The sequence below is a fragment of the Granulicella aggregans genome (assembly GCF_025685565.1).
In the GTDB taxonomy this organism is placed as follows: domain Bacteria; phylum Acidobacteriota; class Terriglobia; order Terriglobales; family Acidobacteriaceae; genus Edaphobacter; species Edaphobacter aggregans_B.
This window is the reverse complement of record NZ_JAGSYE010000001.1, coordinates 1127715-1146667: the sequence shown is the minus strand read 5'-3', so window position 1 is coordinate 1146667 and position 18953 is coordinate 1127715. Positions and strand designations below refer to the sequence as shown.

The window sequence follows — 18953 nt, the reverse complement described above, 5'->3', positions numbered from 1 at the left end:
AGAGAGCATGGCCGACCGTAACGGGCACGCGACCTGGAAGACATTGCTGGCCTTCGCGATGATTTATTTCGTCTGGGGCTCGACCTTCTTCGCCATCCGCATAGGTGTCCACGAGATGCCTCCGCTGCTCTTCGCCGCGATGCGCTTCCTCGCAGCGGGGCTGGCCCTGACTGGATGGACAGTGGCAAGCCGTGAACCGCTCCCGAACGCGCGGCAGTGGATCTCCGTGCTTCTGCTCGCCTTCCTGATCTTCGTCGTCGATTACGGCTTTCTCTTCTGGGCCGAACAACGCGTCCCTTCCGGCATCGCCGCCGTCATGATGGCGACCATACCAGCCTTCATCGCGCTGGCGGAGATCGTCTTCCTGCGCACCCAGAAGCTGACACCGCGTCTTGCGCTGGCATTGCTGATCGGCATCTGCGGAGTCGGCGTGCTGCTGAGCCACTCCTTGAATCTCGGGAGTGCCGCAATCGATCTCCGCGGAGCGCTCGCCCTGATGGTGGGAGCGATCAGTTGGTCGCTCGCGTCGGTCCTCTCAAAGAAGCTTTCCCTGCCAGCATCCAAGGTGCAAAGCTCCGGCCTGCAGATGCTTCTGGGAGGAATCCTTTTGACGATGATCGCGGCGTCTCTCGGAGAGTTCCACAACTTCCACCCCTCTTTGGTCTCTGCGAACGCATGGCTGGCACTGCTCTACCTCATCGTCTTCGGCTCCATCATCGGCTTCACCGCATACGTCTGGCTGATCCATCACGAGTCACCGACAAAGGTCGGCACCTATGCCTACGTGAACCCTGTGGTGGCAGTCCTACTGGGCTACTTCGCCGGCGGCGAAGCTCTCGGAGTCAGGACCATCATCGGAACACTCTGCATCCTGGTCAGCATCATCGTGATCACGACAACACGCACCAAGACGACGTAAACAGCAACGGCTGGAGGCTAAGGACGAATTTCAATTGGGGTTCCGTCCGGAACCACACGCCAGATCTCTTCAATCTCCGCGTCGTCCACTGCGATGCAGCCTTTCGTCCAGTCGAACCGCCGTTGCATCGAACCTATCCAGCCAAGGCCGTTGCGGATACCGTGAATCATAATGTCGCCCCCGGCAGCCAATCCACGTTGGCGAGCCTGAATTTCCTGCTCAGGTAGCGGATAGCTGATGCGGAGAGCGCGATGAAAAGTGCTCTTTGGATTTCTTCCGGCGATCCGATACATACCTTCAGGAACCTTATTATCCCCTGCTTGAAGCTTCTGTCTCAGACCACCGCGCCCCAGCGCAATACGGTAGGTCCTGATTGGCTGGCCGTGCTCAAACAGGGTCATCGTATGAGAGGCCTTCTCAACAAGAACGAAGTCCGCACGAGCATTTGGCGGAAGTGGCGCTTGCCCACGTCTAGGCAATAGAACAAATGCAACCAGGGCTGCGCCAATCAACACGATGAGAAACAAGACTCTGATTTTGGTGCCATTCTTTCTCAACTGCCATTGCTCCTCTGGAATCTCACTCAGCTTCTCCAGTGCAGCGTGACCGGCCCGCTCAGAGGATGCTCGCCGGTGCCTTTCAACCTCGCCTGCTTCAGCGCGAAGTACCACTTTGCGGGCTTGTCTGCATCATCGATCAGCATCAATCCTGGGTTGTAACGCAAGCCCTGCGCCTGTTCGATCATCGTCTGCTGGTCCTGCCCCACAAACCGCGCGCCGAAGAATGTAGCGATTGAAGTTACAAATGGCACATGGTAAAAGACGTTCCATGCAGCGATCACATCGATTCGGCAGGTCGACGGCGTAATCGGCGTCACGGTCGTCAGGCTGGAGAACCACTTCGGCCCGCAACGAATCGTCTCGTACCGCCGGTTTGGCAGCACAAAATCGATGGTCGTCGTAATCGGCTCACCATAAACACCCAGCAGCTTATAGGGCGCGCTATTGCCCGAAGGCGCATGGGCCGACATACGAAAACCCTCCGGGATCGGCTCGAAGTGCTTCACCTTCTCATGGATGCTCGCCCGCGAACGCCACCACCACGCCTGGTGTACGAACGGCCCGTGCGCCGGGTCCATCAACCCAATAATCCCGTGATCGACGTTGCACGGCAGCTCCGCCACCAGATGTGCGCTCCGGAACTTCTCCGAAAACTTCGGCAGCTCTGGCACCGCAGGAAGCTCGCCACTCACACGCCCCGATCCCGCGGCAGGCAGATACACCCAGGCATATCCATCGCGCTCGGCACATGGATACGACGTGGCATAGATCTTCGACGCATCAAGCGTATCGATCTGTGTCAACGAAGGAATCTCCTGGCACTGTCCGCCGCAGGGTTCAAACCGCCAGCCGTGGTACTTGCACATCACCGTCTCGCCATCGAACCATCCCGCCGAGAGCGGGATCCCCCGATGCGGACAGAGGTCCTTCATCGCGAAGGTCTTTCCATCCTTCTTCCGTCCGAGCAAGAGCGGCACGCCGAGAAGCAGCGCCGTGGTCATCTTGCCGATGCGCAAGGTCTCCGTGCGCACCGCCGGATACCAGTCGCCGAAGATCAACTCGGTCGCTGGTCCGGCAATGTTCGTCAATGTGCCGTTCTGAATCAAGAAATCCTCAAAGCCATCATAGCCGCGACAGCCGCCCATCCTTCAGCCGGAAGCTCTCTCCGCGCCACACCACCGTATCGCCCGCGAAGCTCCAGGCCCAGAAGAGCAGCCCGAAGACGTCCCGCACCGGTAGCAGCCAGAGATCGCGCAGCACCTGACCATCTCCCAGCACGCCCACACCGACAACCAGCGCCACTGAGACCCGTGCCAGCAGTACAAGGCTCAGCAGCGCGAAGCTCCACAGAGCGAAGCCGCTCGCAATCACCGTCGAAAACGCCCACGGCAGGCAGTATGTCACGCCGAGACCAACATACCCCAGCTTGCGCGAATCCCGCGTCGTCCGCGCCCACCGTACCTGGTGGTCCCAGAAGCCCTTGAAGTCATAGGCAGGCACGGTCGTCTTCACCACCTCGCCGCACAGTTGAACTTTGTATCCGGCTTGGCTGATCCGGTATCCGAGCATGTAGTCATCGGCAAGCTCATCGGCAAGCGTCTCCAGACCGCCGATCTTCGCGACGGCCGTCTTCGTCGTAGCCAGCGTCGATCCCAGTCCGAAGCGGATGCCGCCTTCGAGCTTCCGCGCCGTCAGCACCCCGGGCAAAAAGTCCGTTGCGATCCCCAGCGCCTCCAGCTTCGCCCAGACTGTTCGTCCTGCCCCATTCACAGCAGTGCTACCGATATATGGCGCAGTCACCAATCCCACCTGCGAATCGCTGAATCCCCGCATAACATTCGTCAGGTAGCTGGGCGAAACTTCAATGTCACTGTCATTGATCACAACATGCGCGTACTTCGCTTCGCGAAGCATCTGCACCAGGTTGCTCACCTTGCCTGACGTGCCCAACCGCTCCGGACACTCGACCAGCCGAATATCTACCGCAGGAAACTCTGCGCGCAACCGCTCAATCTCGGGGACCGCCATATCTTCAAGAGACGTCACGCCAAATAGCAGTTCGAATCGCCCGGCATATTGCTGAACGCAGTGGCTACGCAGCCCCGCGTCCATCCGCGTTTCGACACCTTTCATCGGCTTCAGAATGGTGACGTCCGGAGCTATGCTCTCGGTCGCCACCTGACGTCGCCATGAGCGTACGAAATCTCTTGCACCCCACAGCGCAATCAGCGAATAAGCCAGTCCTGACAGGGTCAGCAGCGTGAGCAGCACCCGGACAGCCATTGCAAGTAAAGGTGCTCCGGTCTGCATCCACTTAGTCTATCGAAGCCCGGCTACTCGTATCGCAGCGCCTCGATCGGATTCAGGTTCGCCGCCTTCCACGCGGGATAGATCCCGAAGACCAGCCCAATTCCGCACGCGCTCAGGAAGGCCACCGAGACCCAGATCGTCGACAGCGCCGACGGCAGCAGGAACTTCAGCCCCAGCGCAATCCCCGCTCCCAGCGCAACTCCGATCACACCACCGACGGCACACAGCGTGACCGCCTCCAGCGTGAACTGCCCCAGGATCGTCTGCTTGGTAGCCCCAATCGCCTTTCGAATGCCTATCTCGCGAGTTCGCTCCGTAACGCTGACCAGCATGATGTTCATCACACCCACGCCGCCCACCAGCAGCGCGACGCTTGAAAGCGCCGCCAGCAGCAGGAAGAGACCGCCCGTAATCTGCGTCCAAAGCCGCGTCAACGAGTCTGTCCCGAAGATCGCGAAGTTATCCGGTGCCTCGTTCGCCACCTTGCGCCGCCGCCGCAGCAGCTCGGTCAGCTCATCCTCCACCAGGGGACGGTTCTTGGGATCGTCGTACTTCAGCGAGATCCAGTAATCCAGTTGCTCCGGATGAATATGGTGAAACGTCGTGATCGGGAAGAAGGCCTTGTTGTCCTGCGGGTTCTTGCCGCCGCCAAAGGCCTGTTTCTGCTTCTCCAGCACACCCACGACAGTGAACAGCTTGCCTCCAACCTCGACCTCTTTGCCGAGCGCGCTCTGCCCTTCGAACAGCCCGTCGGCCGTATCGCTGCCCAGCACCACCACGCTGGCAGCGCGCTCCTGGTCGCTCTCTGTGAAGAAGCGGCCCTCGCGCATGTCCAGCTCGCTTACCTCGGTCGCTGCGGGCGTGTCGCCTTCAAGGATCGTGTTCTGCATCTTCTTCGCGCCGGCCTTGATGGCTGTCGTGCCGCCCCGTCCAGGGGCCTGGTTGTCCGTATGCTGCAACGCCGGAGAGACAGCCACCACATGCGGAAGGTCGCGCATCGCCATCGCGTCCTCGTAGGTCATCTGTTTGCGGGTCAACATCTCCGTCGTCGGCCGCTGCCCAAAGACCGGAAACCGGAAGACAAACAGCACGTTCGAACCCAGCGACTGCACCAGGTCCGAGACGCTATTGTTCAACCCCGTCACCACCGACGAGATCACGATCACCGTCATCACTCCGATCACGATGCCAAGGATCGTCAATCCGCTGCGCAGCTTATTTGTCCGCAGCGTATCCAGCGCCATCTTTACCGTCTCGTTCGCGTCCGCTATCCGCATAAAAACCTCAAATGCAGGGTGTGGGGATAGGATTCAGGGTGTAGAAAAGCCTTTCTACATCCTATTCCCTAGACCCTCGTTCTAATCCGCTCTCAAAGCCACAATCGGATCCAGCAGCGCCGCTTTGCGTGCCGGATACACTCCGAAGAAGATACCGGTAGACGTCGCCATCAGCAGCCCCATCAAAACGCTCCACGGCGCGATCGTCGAGGGGAACCCGGCCACCAGGGTCACGACCTCCGCGACCAGCACACCTCCGACCACTCCGAAGACACCGCCAACCAGCGCCATCGTCGCCGACTCGATCAAAAACTGCAGCAAAATGTCGTTCGGTTTCGCTCCCAGCGCCTTGCGGATTCCAATCTCGCGGGTTCGCTCCGTCACGCTGACCAACATGATGTTCATAATCACAATGCCGCCCACAATCAGCGCAAGCAGCGCCAGTCCTCCAGCAACACTCCCGAAGATCGCCGTGATCGTCCCGAAGAAGCCCACCAACGTACTGTTGGTATCGAGCTCGAAAGAGTCGGGCACTCCCGGCGCGTCATGCCGGCGCGACCTCACCAGCACTCGAACCTCGTCCGCCGCGGCTTCAAGCCTCGGCCCGGCCTCGCCCGCCTTCACGTAGATCGTCAACGTCTTCGCGGTGCCATAGCTCTTCTGGTACGTAGTCAGAGGCACCGCAACCCAGTTGTCCTGGCTCGCCCCAAAGGTGCTTCCCTGCTTCTCGCTAATGCCAATCACCGTGTAGTTTTCGCCGTCCACCCGTAACTCCTGGCCGATCGGATCGATCCCCTGGAAGAGATGGTCCTGGATGTCCGTCCCAATGATCGCCACGTGCGACGCATGCTCTTCATCGGCCTCGGTAAAGCCCCGCCCTTCCATGATGTTCAGGTTTTGCAGCGAAGGCATCTGCCACGTGTAGCCGCGAATGCTCGAATCGGTCACCGACTCCGTCCCACGCACGATCTTGCCCACCGTCGCCTGCTGCGCTCCGATCCCCACGCAGCGATGGCAGTTGTCTACGATGTACTGGTAGTCGGGAAACAGGATGTCCTTACGCCGCTGAAACCGCTCGTAGTCCTCGGCTGAGGTAATGAACTGCGGCATCTTGGAAACGGTAAAGACATCCGCGCCATAACTCGAGAACTTCGTCGCGACGTAGGTATTCGCGCCGTTCACCAGCGTCACCACCGCGATCACGCTGGCCACGCCGATCACCACGCCTAGCAGCGTCAGCACGGAGCGCAGTTTGTTCGCCCATAGCGACTGCAGCGCGATCTTTACCGCCTCTTTGAATTCCATTCGGGATTCCCTGTAATTCCGTACGAGAAGCCTATCAGTCCGGTTCAAAAAGTGCGCGGGAATCGATTCCTGGCGCGATACACTAGAGCAGCAGACGGCTGGATGATCGCTGCCGCCTTCGGACCGTGTTTCTTGATGCGGATCGTTTGGCGGGGGAGGAAAGTCCGAACTCCGCAGGGCAGTGTGCCGGATAACGTCCGGGACGGAGGTTTCAAGACCTCTGGACGGCCAGTGCAACAGAGAACGAACCGCCAGGCTGGCGTCGAAAGACAAAAGCCCGGTAAGGGTGAAAAGGTGCGGTAAGAGCGCACCGGTTCCTGCGTAAGCAGGAACGCTTGGTAAACCCCACACGGAGCAAGACCAAATAGGCAGGGATGTTGCCCCGCACTCTCGAGCGGGCAGCAAGCGCATTGGCCCGATGCGCCCAGGCCGAGAGAGCCTTCGCAAGAAGGCAGCCGGAACCTGCGGGTAGGTTGCTAAAGCGCCGCAGTAATGCGTCGCGTAGAGGAATGATCGTCTAGAACAGAATTCGGCTTACGGGCCGTCTGCAAACCGTCGCCCCGGTGGGTCTTAACCGACCTCCGGGGCGTCTTTCATTTTGCCGGTTATCCTAAGCAGACACCTCTGAGGACTCTCATGCGATTCAGCCGAGCCACCCTATCTGTTTCAGCGCTTGTTCTCTGCTTTGGCACCAGTCTTCACGCCACGGCCCAGGCCTCTGCCCAGACGCAGGAGAAGGCCCAGAACCAGTCAGCCGCCAAGGCTGCGAGCAAGCCTGTCTATACTCCCGCCGAATCCACCATCATCGCCGAGATCAAGACCCTCCGCTCCACGCCAGACTCCGAACGCGGCGCCAAGACCAGCGCCATCGCCGTCGAGATCGCCGCCCTTCCCGGCGGCAACAATAAGCTCCGTCTGGCCACCAGCCTCTCCAACCTGTCGACCGAGGGAGACTTCGGCCACGCGTCGCTGCAAGCTGTCGCCGACACACTGACCCTCGCACTGACGCAAAGCCCCATCGCTCCCGCAACCGGCGACTCCAGCCGTCCCGCCAGCCCATACCTTCAACTCGCCAAGCTGGTGCGCTACGAGCACGTCACCTCCACTTTGAACGACCCGGAGTTCGATCGCGCGAAGGCCATCCTCATCGCCGACGAAGCCGAAGTGGAAAAAGCCGACTTCACTCTAACCGATCTCTCAGGAAAGTCATGGACACTTTCCTCTCTCCGCGGCAAGATCGTCCTCGTGAATTTCTGGGCGACCTGGTGCCCGCCCTGCCGCAAGGAGATGCCGGATCTCGATACCCTCGCTCACCGCTTCGCCAAGCAGGGCCTCGTTGTGCTGTCGCTCTCGGACGAAGACGACCACGCCAAAGTGGCTGCATATGTCTCATCCCACAACATCAACTACCCGATCCTCCTCGACCCGGACGGTACGACTGCGAAGAAATTTCACGTCGAGGGCATCCCCAAGACCTTCATCTTCGATCGAACGGGTAAGGTCGCCGCTCAGTCTATCGACATGAGGACGCAGGGCCAATTTCTTGCCATGCTTCAACAGGCGGGGATCAAGCTATAACCCATCAGTTGTACTTAGGTAACTGAGAAGGTCATAGGCAATCTTGCAAAATTAGAGGATTCTGATGTTGCGGAAAAAGGGCGCATAGTAAAGACGCTCGAGAACACCGCGGAGGGCAATCATGCACCTTGAATCTGTGTCCCATGGAACCACTTTTGCCGGAGAATCGGCACACACCGCCCACGAGTACTACCACATCGGCCGCGTCCGCAGCGGAGCTGCCGAGAGTGTCCTGCTGGCCGTATCGTCTTTCGTCTCCTCGGTGATGATCGCCAGGGGCATCAAGCGCGACGAACTCTTCGAAAAGTACGACCTGAAGCTCTGGTCCTACGACGACAACCTGGCCAAATTTGCGATCTCGACGCTACCCTCTGCCGCCATCCTCGGCGTGCTCTACGCAGCACACAAGGCCGTCAGCGTCCTGCACAACGGACTCTCCGCTTAGGGTCGGTGCCCGCTCTGTTTGCTCGCCGGAAGATAAAGCGCCACGTCGGCATTCTGCATCCCCAGAACGTAGCTCCGATGAATCTCCCGCAGCATCTCGGGCGTAAAGCGCTCCCGTAGCGCCGGATCGATCTGATCGATGCGCCTTTCGTCTCCCAGCGGAACATCAAGCTGAATCACCCCAAACCTGCGCTCTTCAATGGATCGCAACACCTCCGTCTGGTCAAGCTTTCCAAGCTCCACCAGACGCGTCGCATTAAACGGATCGTAGAGATACAGCTTTCCAGCGGCATAGCAACGCAGCAGGCTCTCGCACAGAGCCGGCCCCGGCTGAGCCGCCATCGCTTTTACTTCGTCGTCGAATCGCGCCTGCGCCGCACGCGTCTCCCGCATCACTCCCACGACATCCCAGTTCCCCGAGATAGCCAGCGGAATCAGCAGCCACAGAAAGACCGCCGCCTCGACAGCCGGCCGCAGCACAAACCGGGTACGCCGCGTTGGGCTCATCTCCTCCGCGAGGAAAAGGCCGAGCAGAATCGCCACCGCCAGCATCGCGCTGAACAGCGCGTTCACCGAGACACCATTGCCTCCACCAAAGTACCCGCCAAGAAGCACGCTTACCGCAAGGAAGATTGCCGCAATCCTCCGCACCCGGTCGCCGCGAAGCCGCCACGCCATGTAAACCGCAATTCCAACCGGCAGCAGAATCGGCCCCAGCACATTGCGCAACTGCAGCGCCGCCTTGGTCCACGAGTAGCTCCTCGACGCAAGCAACTGGTCGATGAAATCCGGGCCGCCGTAATGGACATTCAACGTCAGGCCGACCACCAGCAGCACCAGCCCACATAGGCTGAACCACGCCGCGCGCCATCTCGAGATCAGCAGAAGATCGATCAGCACCGCCAGCGGAAAGTCGATGGGGTTGTGCTTGATGAACCCGCCCACCACGAAGAGCAGCGCCGCGCAGAAGATCACCGGAAGACGATCACGCGCCGAGACATAAACATACAGACCTGCCAGGAAGAACACCTGCGCCAGCATCTGCGGGTCGTCCATGCCTACGTAGTAGTCCGCATTCGCACTGAAAGCCGCAACCACGAAGATCCCTGCCAACACCGGCCTGCGCCAGCCTTTGCGCGTGAGGCGATGCACGATCGCCGCTACCAGCGCTCCACTTGCCGGCAGGCTCAGCAACGACACAACCCTCGCCGTAAACAGGTACTCGTGAGTGAGCCGGTGCAGTTGCGCCATGATGACGAACGAGAGCATCGGGTAGTTCACCGAAGTCCACCCATACTTTGCCGGATACAGCCATTTATGCACCGTCACTGTCGCGGCGTTATAGATGTTCCAACCCTCGTTGTAATCGATCTCAACACGATAAAACGCCCGCAGGAAAGGCACAGCCAAAGCCAGCAGCGTCATCGCAAGACAAACAGCCCACGCAGCCGCCCCACTCCACTGCCGCGTCTCCGCTATCTCGAGTTCCGACGTATCGCTGCCGGTCGTCAACGATACGTCTCGGCGTCCGGCTGTGGCCGCTCCTGTGACGCTACTAGATCCGCCGAGTGGCGTGGCGTCTGCCATGTAAACAGGCTGCTTACCGTGTAGTTCCAGACCGACCCCAGCACAATCCCGGCAGCCCCCGCCGCGATCCACGGCATCCCCGACTGCAGCAGCGACCGCGCAAAACTCACATTCGCCCACGCTCCAAACGAACACGCTAGCCAGAACGACAGCAACCCCGTCACCAGACGTGAACCACGCAGGCTGTTGTCGCGGTAAGTGATCAGGTTGTTGACGAAGAAGTTCTCCGTCATCGCGACAAACGCCGCGACACCCTGCGCCTCATTGAAGCTCCAGTGCAGCCTGCGCAGGAGCAGCCCCAGGCACAGCATGTGTGTGATGAGACCCACAGCACCCACCAGCGAAAACACCGCGAACCGCGATGGAATCACATCGCCCGTCAGCTTGCTCGCGACTAGAAACAGAAGCTCAATCCCATTGTTCAGGTCCAGCTTGCTCTCGCCATGCACCCTTCCGCGAAACTGGTAGCCGACCTCTGCCAGCCGCACCGGCCTCTTGCTTGACGCCAGCATATCCACAAGGATCTTGAAGCCCCCACCATGCAACCGGTGCACCACTTCAAGAAAGAAGCTGCGCCGGAAGAGAAAGAATCCGCTCATCGGATCGCTCAGCTCGCACCGGCACACCGCTGAGCTGATCCTCTGCCCCATACCACTCAGCAGCCGTCTCCGAGCGGAGAACTCACCCATGCTTCCGCCCTGCGCGTTGCGCGTTCCCACCACAACGTCGATGCCCTCTTCACGCAACCGCGCCAGCATCAGAGGAAGGACGCGCTCATCATGCTGCATGTCCGCGTCCATCACCGCGATCACGCTGGCGGAGGTCGCGAGCGCGCCCTCAATGCACGCCGACGAAAGTCCCCGCCGTCCCACGCGCCGCAGAAGGCGAATAGCCCCGTCTCGTCTCGCAAACTTGTCGATGATCTCACCGGTGCCGTCTGGTGAATCATCATCGACAAAGACAATCTCCCAGCGCAGATCACCCAGTGCCTCGCGCAGCGCGGAGATGAGCAAGGGAACATTCTCGCGCTCGTTGAAGGTAGGAACCACCACCGCCAGATCGAGTCGTCGCTCTAAAGCCTTAGCATGGAGTCCTGTCGCAAGGGCGCGCGGGTTGGACTCGATCGGGTGATTCATCATCTACACAGAAGCCCTCATTGTTTAGACGATCACCCCGCCGGAACGGAAAGCCCGACCATCTGACGTAGGCCGATGCGCCTAGCTGAAACCCAGCGTCGGATGCGGAACATACGGAGCTTCCAGCTTCGCAATCTCGTCTTCCGTAAGTTTTACACCCAACGCGGCCACTGCATCGTCCAGATGATGCAGCTTTGTGGCTCCCACGATCGGTGCTGTCACTCCTGGCTTCGATAGCAGCCACGCCATGGCCGCCGTGGCCATGGAGACGCCGCGTGCCGAGGCGATCTTCTCCAGCTCGTTCACCACCGCCTCATCGGACTTCTCCGTCGCGCCATACATCGTGCTGCCAAACTTGTCCGTCTCCAGCCGCTTGGTCGACTCCGACTTCCACGGCCGCGCCAGTCGCCCTCGCGCCAGCGGACTCCACGGCAGGACGCCAATCCCCTGGTCCGCGCACACGCCCATCATCTCGCGCTCTTCCTCGCGGTACAGCAGGTTGTAGTGGTTCTGCATCGTCACAAACCGCGTCCATCCGTGCAGGTCGGCCAGGTAGAGCGCCTTGGTGAACTGCCACGCAAACATCGACGACGCTCCGATGTACCGCACCTTCCCCGCTTTCACGACGTCGTGAAGCGCCTCGAGCGTCTCCTCGATCGGCGTCTCATAGTCCCAGCGATGGATCTGATAAAGATCGACGTAATCCGTCTGCAGCCGTCGCAAACTCGCGTCGAGCTCATGCAGAATCGCCTGTCGCGACAGCCCTTTTCCATTCGGCTCCTCGCGCATCGGGCTATGCACTTTGGTTGCGATCACCACCGCTTCGCGCCGAACGTTCCCTTTCAAAAAGCGTCCCAGCACCTCTTCACTCTTGCCTCGCGAGTACACATTCGCCGTATCGAAGAAGTTGATCCCCAGATCAAGCGCCTGCTTCAGAAACGGCTGGCTCTGCTCCTCATTCAGCGTCCATGCATGGCTCCCCGGTGTCGGGACTTCAACCGGCGCGCCATAGCTCATGCAGCCAAGCGAGATCCTCGAGACCTTCAGACCCGTCCTGCCAAGATTCACATACTCCATCGAAATCTCCTCTTATCAGCTGACGCCTTTCGTAGCCCGGAAGATGCAATTCATCCACCCTATAGACGATGAAAAGAAAAAGGGGCGCAGCCTCTCAGCCGCGCCCCCAGTCTTACTCAAACGATTACTGCACCGGCTTCGGCAGCTCCATCAGCAAGCCGCCATTCCCCGTCTGCACTGTCGGCAACTGGCCATTCCACCGATCGATCAGCGCCTTCTGGTTCTCAATCTTCCGGAGCTCCAGAAGCTGTGGCGTCAGCGACGTCTGGCGGATCTTGTTTGCCTCCGCCTCGCCGTTCGCCCGCGTAACTGCGGCCTTGGCCTCACCTTCCGCTTCTGCGACCGTCTTCGCCGCCTCCGCCTGCGTCTTGGCCAGCTCGTTCCGAGCGCGCTCCGCATCCTGGATCGCCTGCGCCTTGCCCGTGATCGCAGCCGCAATCACATCGGGCACACGCGGCGCTCCGATGAAACCGAACTGCTGAATGCCGACGCCGACCGGCTCCATCTTCGCCTGAATCTGCGCCTGCACCTTGTTCAGGAACTCCGCCTTCTGCTCGCCGTAGATCTGCTCCACGCTGTAGGTCGAAGCCACCTCGTTCAGGCTGTTGCGCACCACGTCGCGTAGGATGCCATGCGTGAACGTATCGAGATCGCTGACCCGGTACTTCACATAGAACTCCGGCACGCGCCGCGGTTCGATGGCGTAACTCAGTGACACATCCGAGTAGATCTCCATGCCTTCCTTCGAGTTGAAGCTCATCTGCTCGTTTGCCGCCCGGCCCTCGTTCAGGTCGCGCGTCCACTTCACCGTCTGCACAAACGTCGGGAACTCGATGATCTGCGACCGCAACGGGCTGTAGAAGACCCATCCGGTGCGGATCGGAATCTCCGCCGGCCCGCGCTGCGAGCCGCTCAACACGACCTCCACGCCAACATATCCCGCGCCAATCCGTGTGATCGCGGCGACATAGTTGAAGAAGAGAAACGCCACAATCAGCAGGACGACGCCGACACCAGCCAGCTTGATCAACCGGGCCACATTCTTCTCCTGGTCCTCGAAGTTGCGGCCGCCGCCGCGACTTGAACCAGGGTTCATCACTTCGCCAAAGATACTCATAGCCTCCTCCAAATGAAACGAAACGCGACAACGCCACCCGCTGCCAGCAAAAGCAGCAGGCACAAACCCGCAACGACAGCCAGGGTACTCGGCAGATTGAGGAGGTGGAATGCAGTCACCATGCCTTCGAACAACAGCATCGCGACCACTACAGAAAGGATCGACTTCCAGAACAGCTTCACAGGTGCCTCGGCCTTACTTGCAGGCCCAATAACCATGCTACGAATGCAAGGCTACTCCGCTATCCGTAAAGAAACCGTAAGAACGATGAGGCCTATAGGCATCCGAGCATCGAGAGACAGGCACCCAAGTCGGGGTGCCCCATCCATCGCGCTCCTGTCTTTCGCGATGGGTGGGATCGCAAGACCTTCCCGCAGCTCGTCCCAAACTATCCCGTAATAATCCCCAGCGCAAAGATCGAGAGCAGCAGCGCCGAGACATCTTCCAGCAAAGCCACGTTCCAGTCCGGACGGCCTGAAATCTCCACCAGGTGCTTTCGCACGTGATATCCCACAAAGGCACCCACAAAGGCACCGAGCGAACCGAGAATGATCCCTTCGACCACCGAGCCGCCCATCGCCGTCGCCGCGATCGCCCCGACCAGACCGCCAAAGACGATCCGCGCTCCAAGCGGTCCCGGCGCAATGCGGTTCGGCGTCATCGGCAGCTTGTCACCGACGTACTCTCCCAGCGCAAACAGCGTGAAGATCACGACCGTCACGAGCTTCGCGGTCCAAAAGGCCCACGTCCCAGCTACCGGCAGATCGCCCTGGTCCTGGCTTCCAGCCTGACCAAGGTAGGCAAACCAGCACATCACCGCGATCGGTGTCATCGTCCGCAGCCCAGTCATCACTCCAAGCAGCGGGATAGCCAGCACCCAGGACAGTACAGCCATCGTCATTGTGACTCTCCAATACCTTCTACTGCCTTCCGCTGCTCTGCGTGTTCCCCGGGTTCGCCACAAACACCGGGTCTACGTCCGCATCTCCAAAGTGCCACGCCGTAAGGTATGCCAGCCGAAGTATCTTCGCCATCTTCACATAGTTGATCTTGTCGGCGGTATCGGTCGTGTGGTGATAATCCGGGTGGAATCCAGTGAACCACCAGAACGCCGGAATGTCCTTCAAAACGAACGGAAACTGGTCGCTACGAAAGAAGACGTTCAATGCGCTCTCATGGTCGAACCTGTCGTCTAACACCAGCCCAATATTTTTGTTCTCCTCTTTTACGACATTGTCGTAGTCAGGACTATACAGTGCCCCAATCAGGTTCAGCCGGTTGGTCGTGTCCGCCGGAATCGTGATCAGTCCATCCGTCTGTGGACTGGCAGTCTCGTTCCGTCCGATCATGTCGAAGTTGATCATCGCCACCGTCGTCGGCAGCCGCCTCAACGGGTGCGCGGCCATCCAGTACGATCCCAGCAGCCCGCGCTCCTCGCTCGCAAAGACCACAAACAGAATCGACCGCCTCGGCTTGGCCTTGTTCGCTGCAAAAGCCTGCGCCAGCTCCACCACGCCCACCGTGCCCGATCCGTTATCGTCCGCGCCGTGCCAGATGTCCATCGGCTGCCGGCCATAGAGATCAGGCTCCGTCCCGGCTTTCGGGCTCTCTCCATCGTGATCGTGATGCGCCGAGATTAAAATCGTCTCCGCCATAAGCTCCGGATCGCTCCCTTCCAGCAATCCCGCCACATTCCACGAGGTCCCCGTCATCCGCGACTCGTTCTTCATGTGAATCGCGACCGATGTGTCCGTCAGCGCCCGCGACTGCGGCGTCAGGTCTTTGTCGATATCCGCCTGCAGCTTCGACGGCACCGCGCCTGCCGTCTCCAACAACTTCGCGGCCACCGCATCGACCACCGTCAGCCCCGGAATATGCAACTCATCATCCCTCAGCGCCTGAACCGGCAACGGAGTCGTCCTGACCGTGCCACCCACATAGATCTTCGCCGAGCGCTCCGCGTTCGTAAGGTGCTTCCGGTTCGGCTCCGCGACAATAAGCACCGCTACAGCTCCATGCGCCTGCGCGTTGAGCAGCTTCACCCGGGTCGTCGCATAGCGAGTATTCCCCGTGCCGTTGAAGATGGATTTGGGATCGTCCTCCTGTGGTTCGTGATCGAAGATCAGAACGATCTTCCCCTTCGCGTCAATGCTCTTGTAGTCGTCATAGCCCAGCTCCGGCGCAGTAATGCCGTATCCGGCAAACACCAAGGGCGCGGTCAGGTCGATATCGTCTTTGTACGCGCCAACTACCTGCGGCGCTTGAAAGACCGTAGCCGCCCCGCCCCGCGTCAGCGTCACCCGCAACGCCGCCCGGTCCGGCTTGTACTCCACCAGCGGCACTGCCTGCAGATAGCTCGCCTTACCATCCGGAGCCACCGCCGCCGGGGTAAGCCCTGCCTTCTCAAACTGATCGGCCACCCACTCGATCGCCGCATCATCTCCCGGTCGAAGACTCAGCCTTCCCGCCAGCTTGTCCGAAGCGATATAACTCAAATTCTTATGGAGATTTGCTTCACTGATCGCGCTGAAGCCCTTCATCTCTTTGGCTGGAATGCCGTTGTCCGCTGGCCCACTCTGCCCGGGGCACGCCACGCAGAGCCCGACCATCATCCCGGCGATACCCGTCTTCAAACGCCCAACCGCGCCTCGCTGCACCCTGAATCCCTCAGAAGCCATGGGTTTCACGTTACATCACGGGCGCGGTCGGATGATGCTCCCATTTCGTAGAAACTGTTTGGTAACTTGAAGCAAATGTCCTGCCGGACGGGCCCGCTGCGCGCGGAGCGGTCACTTCGTGACTTGTATACCGCGTTGCGTAGTCCTCCCGTTGGTCGGCACGAACACTATCTTGCGACCCACGGGAGCACCCGGCGAAGCCCAATACCGCATGAAGTGCCGAAGTGACCGCCGCCCGCGAAGGGCGCTCTTCGACTTTATTGCCGTAGCCAACCATACAGCGGAAACCTCTCCGCCATCTCCAGCACCTCGCCGCGAATCTTCGCCAGCGCACCCTCATCGGCCCGGCTCTCCAATGCCCGCGCAATCCATCCCGCGACCACCTTCATCTCCGGCTCCTTCATCCCGCGCGTCGTCAGCGCCGGAGTTCCGATGCGAATCCCGCTCGGCTTCATCGGAGGATTCGTGTCATACGGAATCGCGTTCTTGTTCACCGTAATCCCCGCCGCGTGCAAGGCATTCTCCGCCTCGCTGCCCAGAATCCCCTTCTGGAAGACGTCGATCAGCATCACATGCGTGTCCGTGCCACCTGAGATCACGCGATACCCCTCGCCCGCAACCGCCTCTGCCAGCACCTTCGCATTCGCCACAACCTGATGCGCGTAGGCCTTGAACTCCGGCTGTAGCGCTTCCTTGAACGCGACCGCTTTACCCGCGATCACATGCACCAGAGGTCCGCCCTGCTGCCCAGGGAAGACGCTGCGGTCGATCCCCGCCGCGAACTCCTGCTTACACAGAATCAAGCCTCCACGCGGCCCACGCAGCGTCTTGTGCGTCGTCGTCGTCACCACGTGCGCATGCGGGATGGGCGAGGGATGCGCTCCGCCCGCTACCAGTCCAGCGAAGTGCGCCATATCGACCATGAAGTACGCGCCGACCTTGTCTGCAATCTCCCGCATCCGCGCAAAGTCGAAGATCCTCGGATAGGCGCTGCCGCCGCCGATGATCAGCTTCGGCTTCTCCGCAATCGCCAGCGCCTCAAGCTCGTCGTAGTCGACCGTCTCCGTATCCTGCCGCACCTTATAGCCAACGATGCGATACAGCTTGCCCGAAAAGTTCAGCTTGTGCCCATGCGTCAGGTGACCGCCATGCGCCAGGTCGAGCCCGAGGATCGTGTCTCCCGGCTGCAGCAGCGTCATAAACACTGCAGCATTCGCCTGCGAACCCGAGTGCGGCTGCACGTTCGCGTGGTCCGCGCCGAAGATCTCCTTCGCCCGGTCGCGCGCCAGGTTCTCGACGACGTCCGCAAACTCGCAGCCACCGTAGTACCGCTTGCCCGGATAGCCCTCGGCGTACTTGTTGGTGAAGACCGTCCCCACCGCCTCGAGCACAGCGCGGCTCACGAAGTTCTCCGAGGCAATCATCTCCAGGCCTTCGTGCTGGCGGGAGATCTCGTTCTTTACCTGCTGCGCAACCTCAGGATCGGAGGCCAAAAGTGTCTGCGAAAAGTCGAAGGGCATACCTGGATTTTACGCGACCCAACAAGAATCCCCCACACGGCCGGTGCTATTCGACCAAAGTGTTATGGCACCCAAAAGGAACCTGGATCATCATCACTAAGCTGAACTGAACCACTACCGCCTTCACCGAAAGGGTCTGCCATGAGCCAGGAAATGATCTTGATCGCATCCGCCATACTCGGAGTTATTCTCGTCCCCTCGCTCATCACGGCGCGCCCCACCTACTCGGAACCGGATGAGTTGCAGATGGAGTCCTCCCTGATCGGCACTCAGCCGACGGAGTGAAGCTTGCGAAACGCCCGGTGCACGAAGGTGCCCAGGTACCAGCCATCCAGAAACTTGTACGGCGTCTCGCCAGTTGTGTAGTGGCCGCAAGGCAGCACCTTCGAGACAAAGTCCACGCTGTGCTTCTTGAAGCTCGCCAGGACCTCCAGCGAAAACTCCCGCAGGAAAGTCAGGTCGTACGTGGCATGGACCACCAGCACCCGCTTCGGATGCGCCGCGAACTTCTCCATGTAAAACGATGGACTGACCGCCTTGAAGACCTGGCTCACGTCCTCCCGCGATAGTCCCGCTTGCTCGAACGCCGCGCGAATATGCCGCGTGCTCTGCCCCGTCCACACCACATCCCCGAAGTTCGTCGAAGCGTGATTGAACGCGCAGACCTTCAGTCGCGGATCGTGCGCCGCCGCGATAAAAGCGTAGCAGGAGCCCAGGCTCGTCCCCAGCACGCCAAAGTCCTCATATCCCTGCGATTCCAGCCAATCGATGCAGCTCCGAATGTCCACGACCGCCTGCTGACACGCCGCTGCCGTCCTGCCAATATTCGAACTCACCGCGTAGTCCGACCGCTCCAGCTCCGCCGGCCTGCGAATGTCGTGATACGGCTTCGACAGCCGCAGCGCCGAGATCCCCGACCGATTGAACAGCGTACACAGCGCATTGTGGCTGAAGGCGTCCGCGTTCCACTGGGGCATCACGATCATCGCCTGCTTCGGCTTGCCCTTCTTCGCTGAAGCCGCCGCCGGATACCAGCGCGCATTCACTACATCATTCTCGGGATACTTCGAAGCCACTGGCGACGTAAACCGGAGAAACTCCACCTTCGGCGTCTCACCGGTCGCCGCTCGCCGCCGCATCTCGGCCTCTTCGGCCAACGTCTCCGGCCTTACATTGGTCGGAAACAGCAACGGATGCCGCTCCTCCAGCCGAAAATCTGTCGGCGTCTTATAGCTAAAGAACTCGTCGGATCGGACAACAATGTCTTCGTTGATCCGGACCATCCGCTCCAGGTCCGTCTCCTGCGACCCGGCAGGAGGCTCGGGCGCGAACTCCCCCAGCCAGTCGAAGCCCCACTCCAGCGGCCTCACAATGCGGTTCGTATCTCTCGTTGTAAGCGCGGTCTCCCAGGCAAACATCCACTTCTCGTACAGGCGGCCAAGCAT

Annotated in this window: 18 protein-coding genes and 1 other RNA gene; 5 read left to right on the top strand and 14 right to left on the bottom strand. The window is 60.2% G+C overall.

The genetic code is table 11. The annotated features are described in order from the left end of the window. Nucleotides 1-7: 7 nt before the first annotated feature. A complete protein-coding gene (locus OHL18_RS04660; RefSeq protein ID WP_263373659.1) occupies nucleotides 8-919 on the top strand; it encodes an EamA family transporter in 912 nt (303 codons plus the stop codon). Between the two features lie 17 nt (nucleotides 920-936). Here the strand turns inward: OHL18_RS04660 and OHL18_RS04655 are convergent, their stop codons facing one another. From OHL18_RS04655 to OHL18_RS04635, 5 genes are all read right to left on the bottom strand, one after another. Next, complete coding sequence (locus OHL18_RS04655) at nucleotides 937-1476, bottom strand: L,D-transpeptidase family protein (RefSeq protein ID WP_263373658.1); 540 nt, start codon at nucleotides 1474-1476, stop codon at nucleotides 937-939. Between the two features lie 26 nt (nucleotides 1477-1502). Continuing rightward, nucleotides 1503-2585 (bottom strand): Rieske 2Fe-2S domain-containing protein, encoded by a 1083-nt coding sequence (locus OHL18_RS04650; RefSeq protein ID WP_263373657.1) that lies wholly within the window; start codon nucleotides 2583-2585, stop codon nucleotides 1503-1505. Between the two features lie 16 nt (nucleotides 2586-2601). Beyond that, nucleotides 2602-3789 (bottom strand): bacteriohopanetetrol glucosamine biosynthesis glycosyltransferase HpnI, encoded by a 1188-nt coding sequence (hpnI, locus tag OHL18_RS04645; protein ID WP_263373656.1) that lies wholly within the window; start codon nucleotides 3787-3789, stop codon nucleotides 2602-2604. Between the two features lie 23 nt (nucleotides 3790-3812). Beyond that, entirely contained in the window at nucleotides 3813-5066 is a 1254-nt protein-coding gene (locus tag OHL18_RS04640) for an ABC transporter permease (RefSeq protein WP_263373655.1), read from the bottom strand. Between the two features lie 81 nt (nucleotides 5067-5147). Next, complete coding sequence (locus OHL18_RS04635; RefSeq protein WP_263373654.1) at nucleotides 5148-6371, bottom strand: ABC transporter permease; 1224 nt, start codon at nucleotides 6369-6371, stop codon at nucleotides 5148-5150. 90 nt (nucleotides 6372-6461) lie between these two features. Here OHL18_RS04635 and rnpB point away from each other — a divergent pair. The 3 genes from rnpB to OHL18_RS04620 all read left to right on the top strand — a co-directional run bounded on the left by rnpB (nucleotide 6462) and on the right by OHL18_RS04620 (nucleotide 8394). Further along, nucleotides 6462-6924: RNase P RNA component class A (rnpB, locus tag OHL18_RS04630), an RNA gene on the top strand. Nucleotides 6925-7007: 83 nt separating this feature from the next. Then, nucleotides 7008-7949: a TlpA disulfide reductase family protein gene (locus tag OHL18_RS04625; RefSeq protein ID WP_263373653.1), complete on the top strand. Its 942-nt coding sequence runs from the start codon at nucleotides 7008-7010 to the stop codon at nucleotides 7947-7949. A gap of 121 nt (nucleotides 7950-8070) precedes the next feature. After that, nucleotides 8071-8394 (top strand): hypothetical protein, encoded by a 324-nt coding sequence (locus OHL18_RS04620; protein ID WP_263373652.1) that lies wholly within the window; start codon nucleotides 8071-8073, stop codon nucleotides 8392-8394. On the opposite strand, the gene OHL18_RS04615 is transcribed toward OHL18_RS04620, so the two are convergent. The 8 genes from OHL18_RS04615 to OHL18_RS04580 form a co-directional block, all read right to left on the bottom strand. After that, nucleotides 8391-9980 carry a hypothetical protein gene (locus tag OHL18_RS04615; RefSeq protein WP_263373651.1) on the bottom strand — a complete coding sequence of 530 codons (1590 nt, stop codon included), beginning with the start codon at nucleotides 9978-9980 and terminating at the stop codon, nucleotides 8391-8393. The genes OHL18_RS04620 and OHL18_RS04615 overlap by 4 nt on opposite strands. Then, the gene (locus OHL18_RS04610) at nucleotides 9902-11119 is read right to left on the bottom strand and encodes a glycosyltransferase (RefSeq protein ID WP_263373650.1); all 1218 of its coding nucleotides are present in this window, start codon (nucleotides 11117-11119) and stop codon (nucleotides 9902-9904) included. Before OHL18_RS04610 ends, OHL18_RS04615 begins: the two co-directional genes overlap by 79 nt. 78 nt (nucleotides 11120-11197) lie before the next feature. Beyond that, on the bottom strand, nucleotides 11198-12193 hold the full coding sequence (locus OHL18_RS04605) for an aldo/keto reductase (protein WP_263373649.1): 996 nt from the start codon (nucleotides 12191-12193) through the stop codon (nucleotides 11198-11200). Between the two features lie 124 nt (nucleotides 12194-12317). After that, nucleotides 12318-13310: an SPFH domain-containing protein gene (locus tag OHL18_RS04600; RefSeq protein ID WP_263373648.1), complete on the bottom strand. Its 993-nt coding sequence runs from the start codon at nucleotides 13308-13310 to the stop codon at nucleotides 12318-12320. Then, entirely contained in the window at nucleotides 13307-13492 is a 186-nt protein-coding gene (locus OHL18_RS04595) for a hypothetical protein (protein ID WP_263373647.1), read from the bottom strand. Before OHL18_RS04595 ends, OHL18_RS04600 begins: the two co-directional genes overlap by 4 nt. 206 nt (nucleotides 13493-13698) lie before the next feature. Next, nucleotides 13699-14211, bottom strand: a complete 513-nt coding sequence (locus OHL18_RS04590) for a DUF4126 domain-containing protein (protein WP_263373646.1) — start codon at nucleotides 14209-14211, stop codon at nucleotides 13699-13701. A 19-nt stretch (nucleotides 14212-14230) separates the two neighbouring features. Further along, nucleotides 14231-15988 (bottom strand): M20/M25/M40 family metallo-hydrolase, encoded by a 1758-nt coding sequence (locus tag OHL18_RS04585; RefSeq protein ID WP_263373645.1) that lies wholly within the window; start codon nucleotides 15986-15988, stop codon nucleotides 14231-14233. Between the two features lie 257 nt (nucleotides 15989-16245). Continuing rightward, nucleotides 16246-17508, bottom strand: coding sequence for a serine hydroxymethyltransferase (locus OHL18_RS04580; protein ID WP_263373644.1), 1263 nt, complete (start codon nucleotides 17506-17508; stop codon nucleotides 16246-16248). A gap of 153 nt (nucleotides 17509-17661) precedes the next feature. Between OHL18_RS04580 and OHL18_RS04575 the strand changes: the two genes are divergently transcribed. Further along, on the top strand, nucleotides 17662-17793 hold the full coding sequence (locus tag OHL18_RS04575; RefSeq protein WP_263373643.1) for a hypothetical protein: 132 nt from the start codon (nucleotides 17662-17664) through the stop codon (nucleotides 17791-17793). On the opposite strand, the gene OHL18_RS04570 is transcribed toward OHL18_RS04575, so the two are convergent. Further along, nucleotides 17778-18953, bottom strand: a complete 1176-nt coding sequence (locus tag OHL18_RS04570) for an alpha/beta hydrolase family protein (protein ID WP_263373642.1) — start codon at nucleotides 18951-18953, stop codon at nucleotides 17778-17780. The genes OHL18_RS04575 and OHL18_RS04570 overlap by 16 nt on opposite strands.

What these genes read in the sequence shown, in the direction of transcription:
- OHL18_RS04660 (WP_263373659.1), top strand. Translation starts at nt 8, where the DNA reads ATGGCCGACCGTAACGGGCACGCGACCTGGAAGACATTGCTGGCCTTC.
- hpnI (WP_263373656.1), bottom strand. Translation starts at nt 3,789, where the DNA reads ATGCAGACCGGAGCACCTTTACTTGCAATGGCTGTCCGGGTGCTGCTC.
- OHL18_RS04640 (WP_263373655.1), bottom strand. Translation starts at nt 5,066, where the DNA reads ATGCGGATAGCGGACGCGAACGAGACGGTAAAGATGGCGCTGGATACG.
- OHL18_RS04635 (WP_263373654.1), bottom strand. Translation starts at nt 6,371, where the DNA reads ATGGAATTCAAAGAGGCGGTAAAGATCGCGCTGCAGTCGCTATGGGCG.
- OHL18_RS04625 (WP_263373653.1), top strand. Translation starts at nt 7,008, where the DNA reads ATGCGATTCAGCCGAGCCACCCTATCTGTTTCAGCGCTTGTTCTCTGC.
- OHL18_RS04620 (WP_263373652.1), top strand. Translation starts at nt 8,071, where the DNA reads ATGCACCTTGAATCTGTGTCCCATGGAACCACTTTTGCCGGAGAATCG.
- OHL18_RS04615 (WP_263373651.1), bottom strand. Translation starts at nt 9,980, where the DNA reads ATGGCAGACGCCACGCCACTCGGCGGATCTAGTAGCGTCACAGGAGCG.
- OHL18_RS04610 (WP_263373650.1), bottom strand. Translation starts at nt 11,119, where the DNA reads ATGATGAATCACCCGATCGAGTCCAACCCGCGCGCCCTTGCGACAGGA.
- OHL18_RS04605 (WP_263373649.1), bottom strand. Translation starts at nt 12,193, where the DNA reads ATGGAGTATGTGAATCTTGGCAGGACGGGTCTGAAGGTCTCGAGGATC.
- OHL18_RS04600 (WP_263373648.1), bottom strand. Translation starts at nt 13,310, where the DNA reads ATGAGTATCTTTGGCGAAGTGATGAACCCTGGTTCAAGTCGCGGCGGC.
- OHL18_RS04590 (WP_263373646.1), bottom strand. Translation starts at nt 14,211, where the DNA reads ATGACGATGGCTGTACTGTCCTGGGTGCTGGCTATCCCGCTGCTTGGA.
- OHL18_RS04585 (WP_263373645.1), bottom strand. Translation starts at nt 15,988, where the DNA reads ATGGCTTCTGAGGGATTCAGGGTGCAGCGAGGCGCGGTTGGGCGTTTG.
- OHL18_RS04580 (WP_263373644.1), bottom strand. Translation starts at nt 17,508, where the DNA reads ATGCCCTTCGACTTTTCGCAGACACTTTTGGCCTCCGATCCTGAGGTT.
- OHL18_RS04575 (WP_263373643.1), top strand. Translation starts at nt 17,662, where the DNA reads ATGATCTTGATCGCATCCGCCATACTCGGAGTTATTCTCGTCCCCTCG.
- OHL18_RS04570 (WP_263373642.1), bottom strand. Translation starts at nt 18,953, where the DNA reads ATGCTTGGCCGCCTGTACGAGAAGTGGATGTTTGCCTGGGAGACCGCG.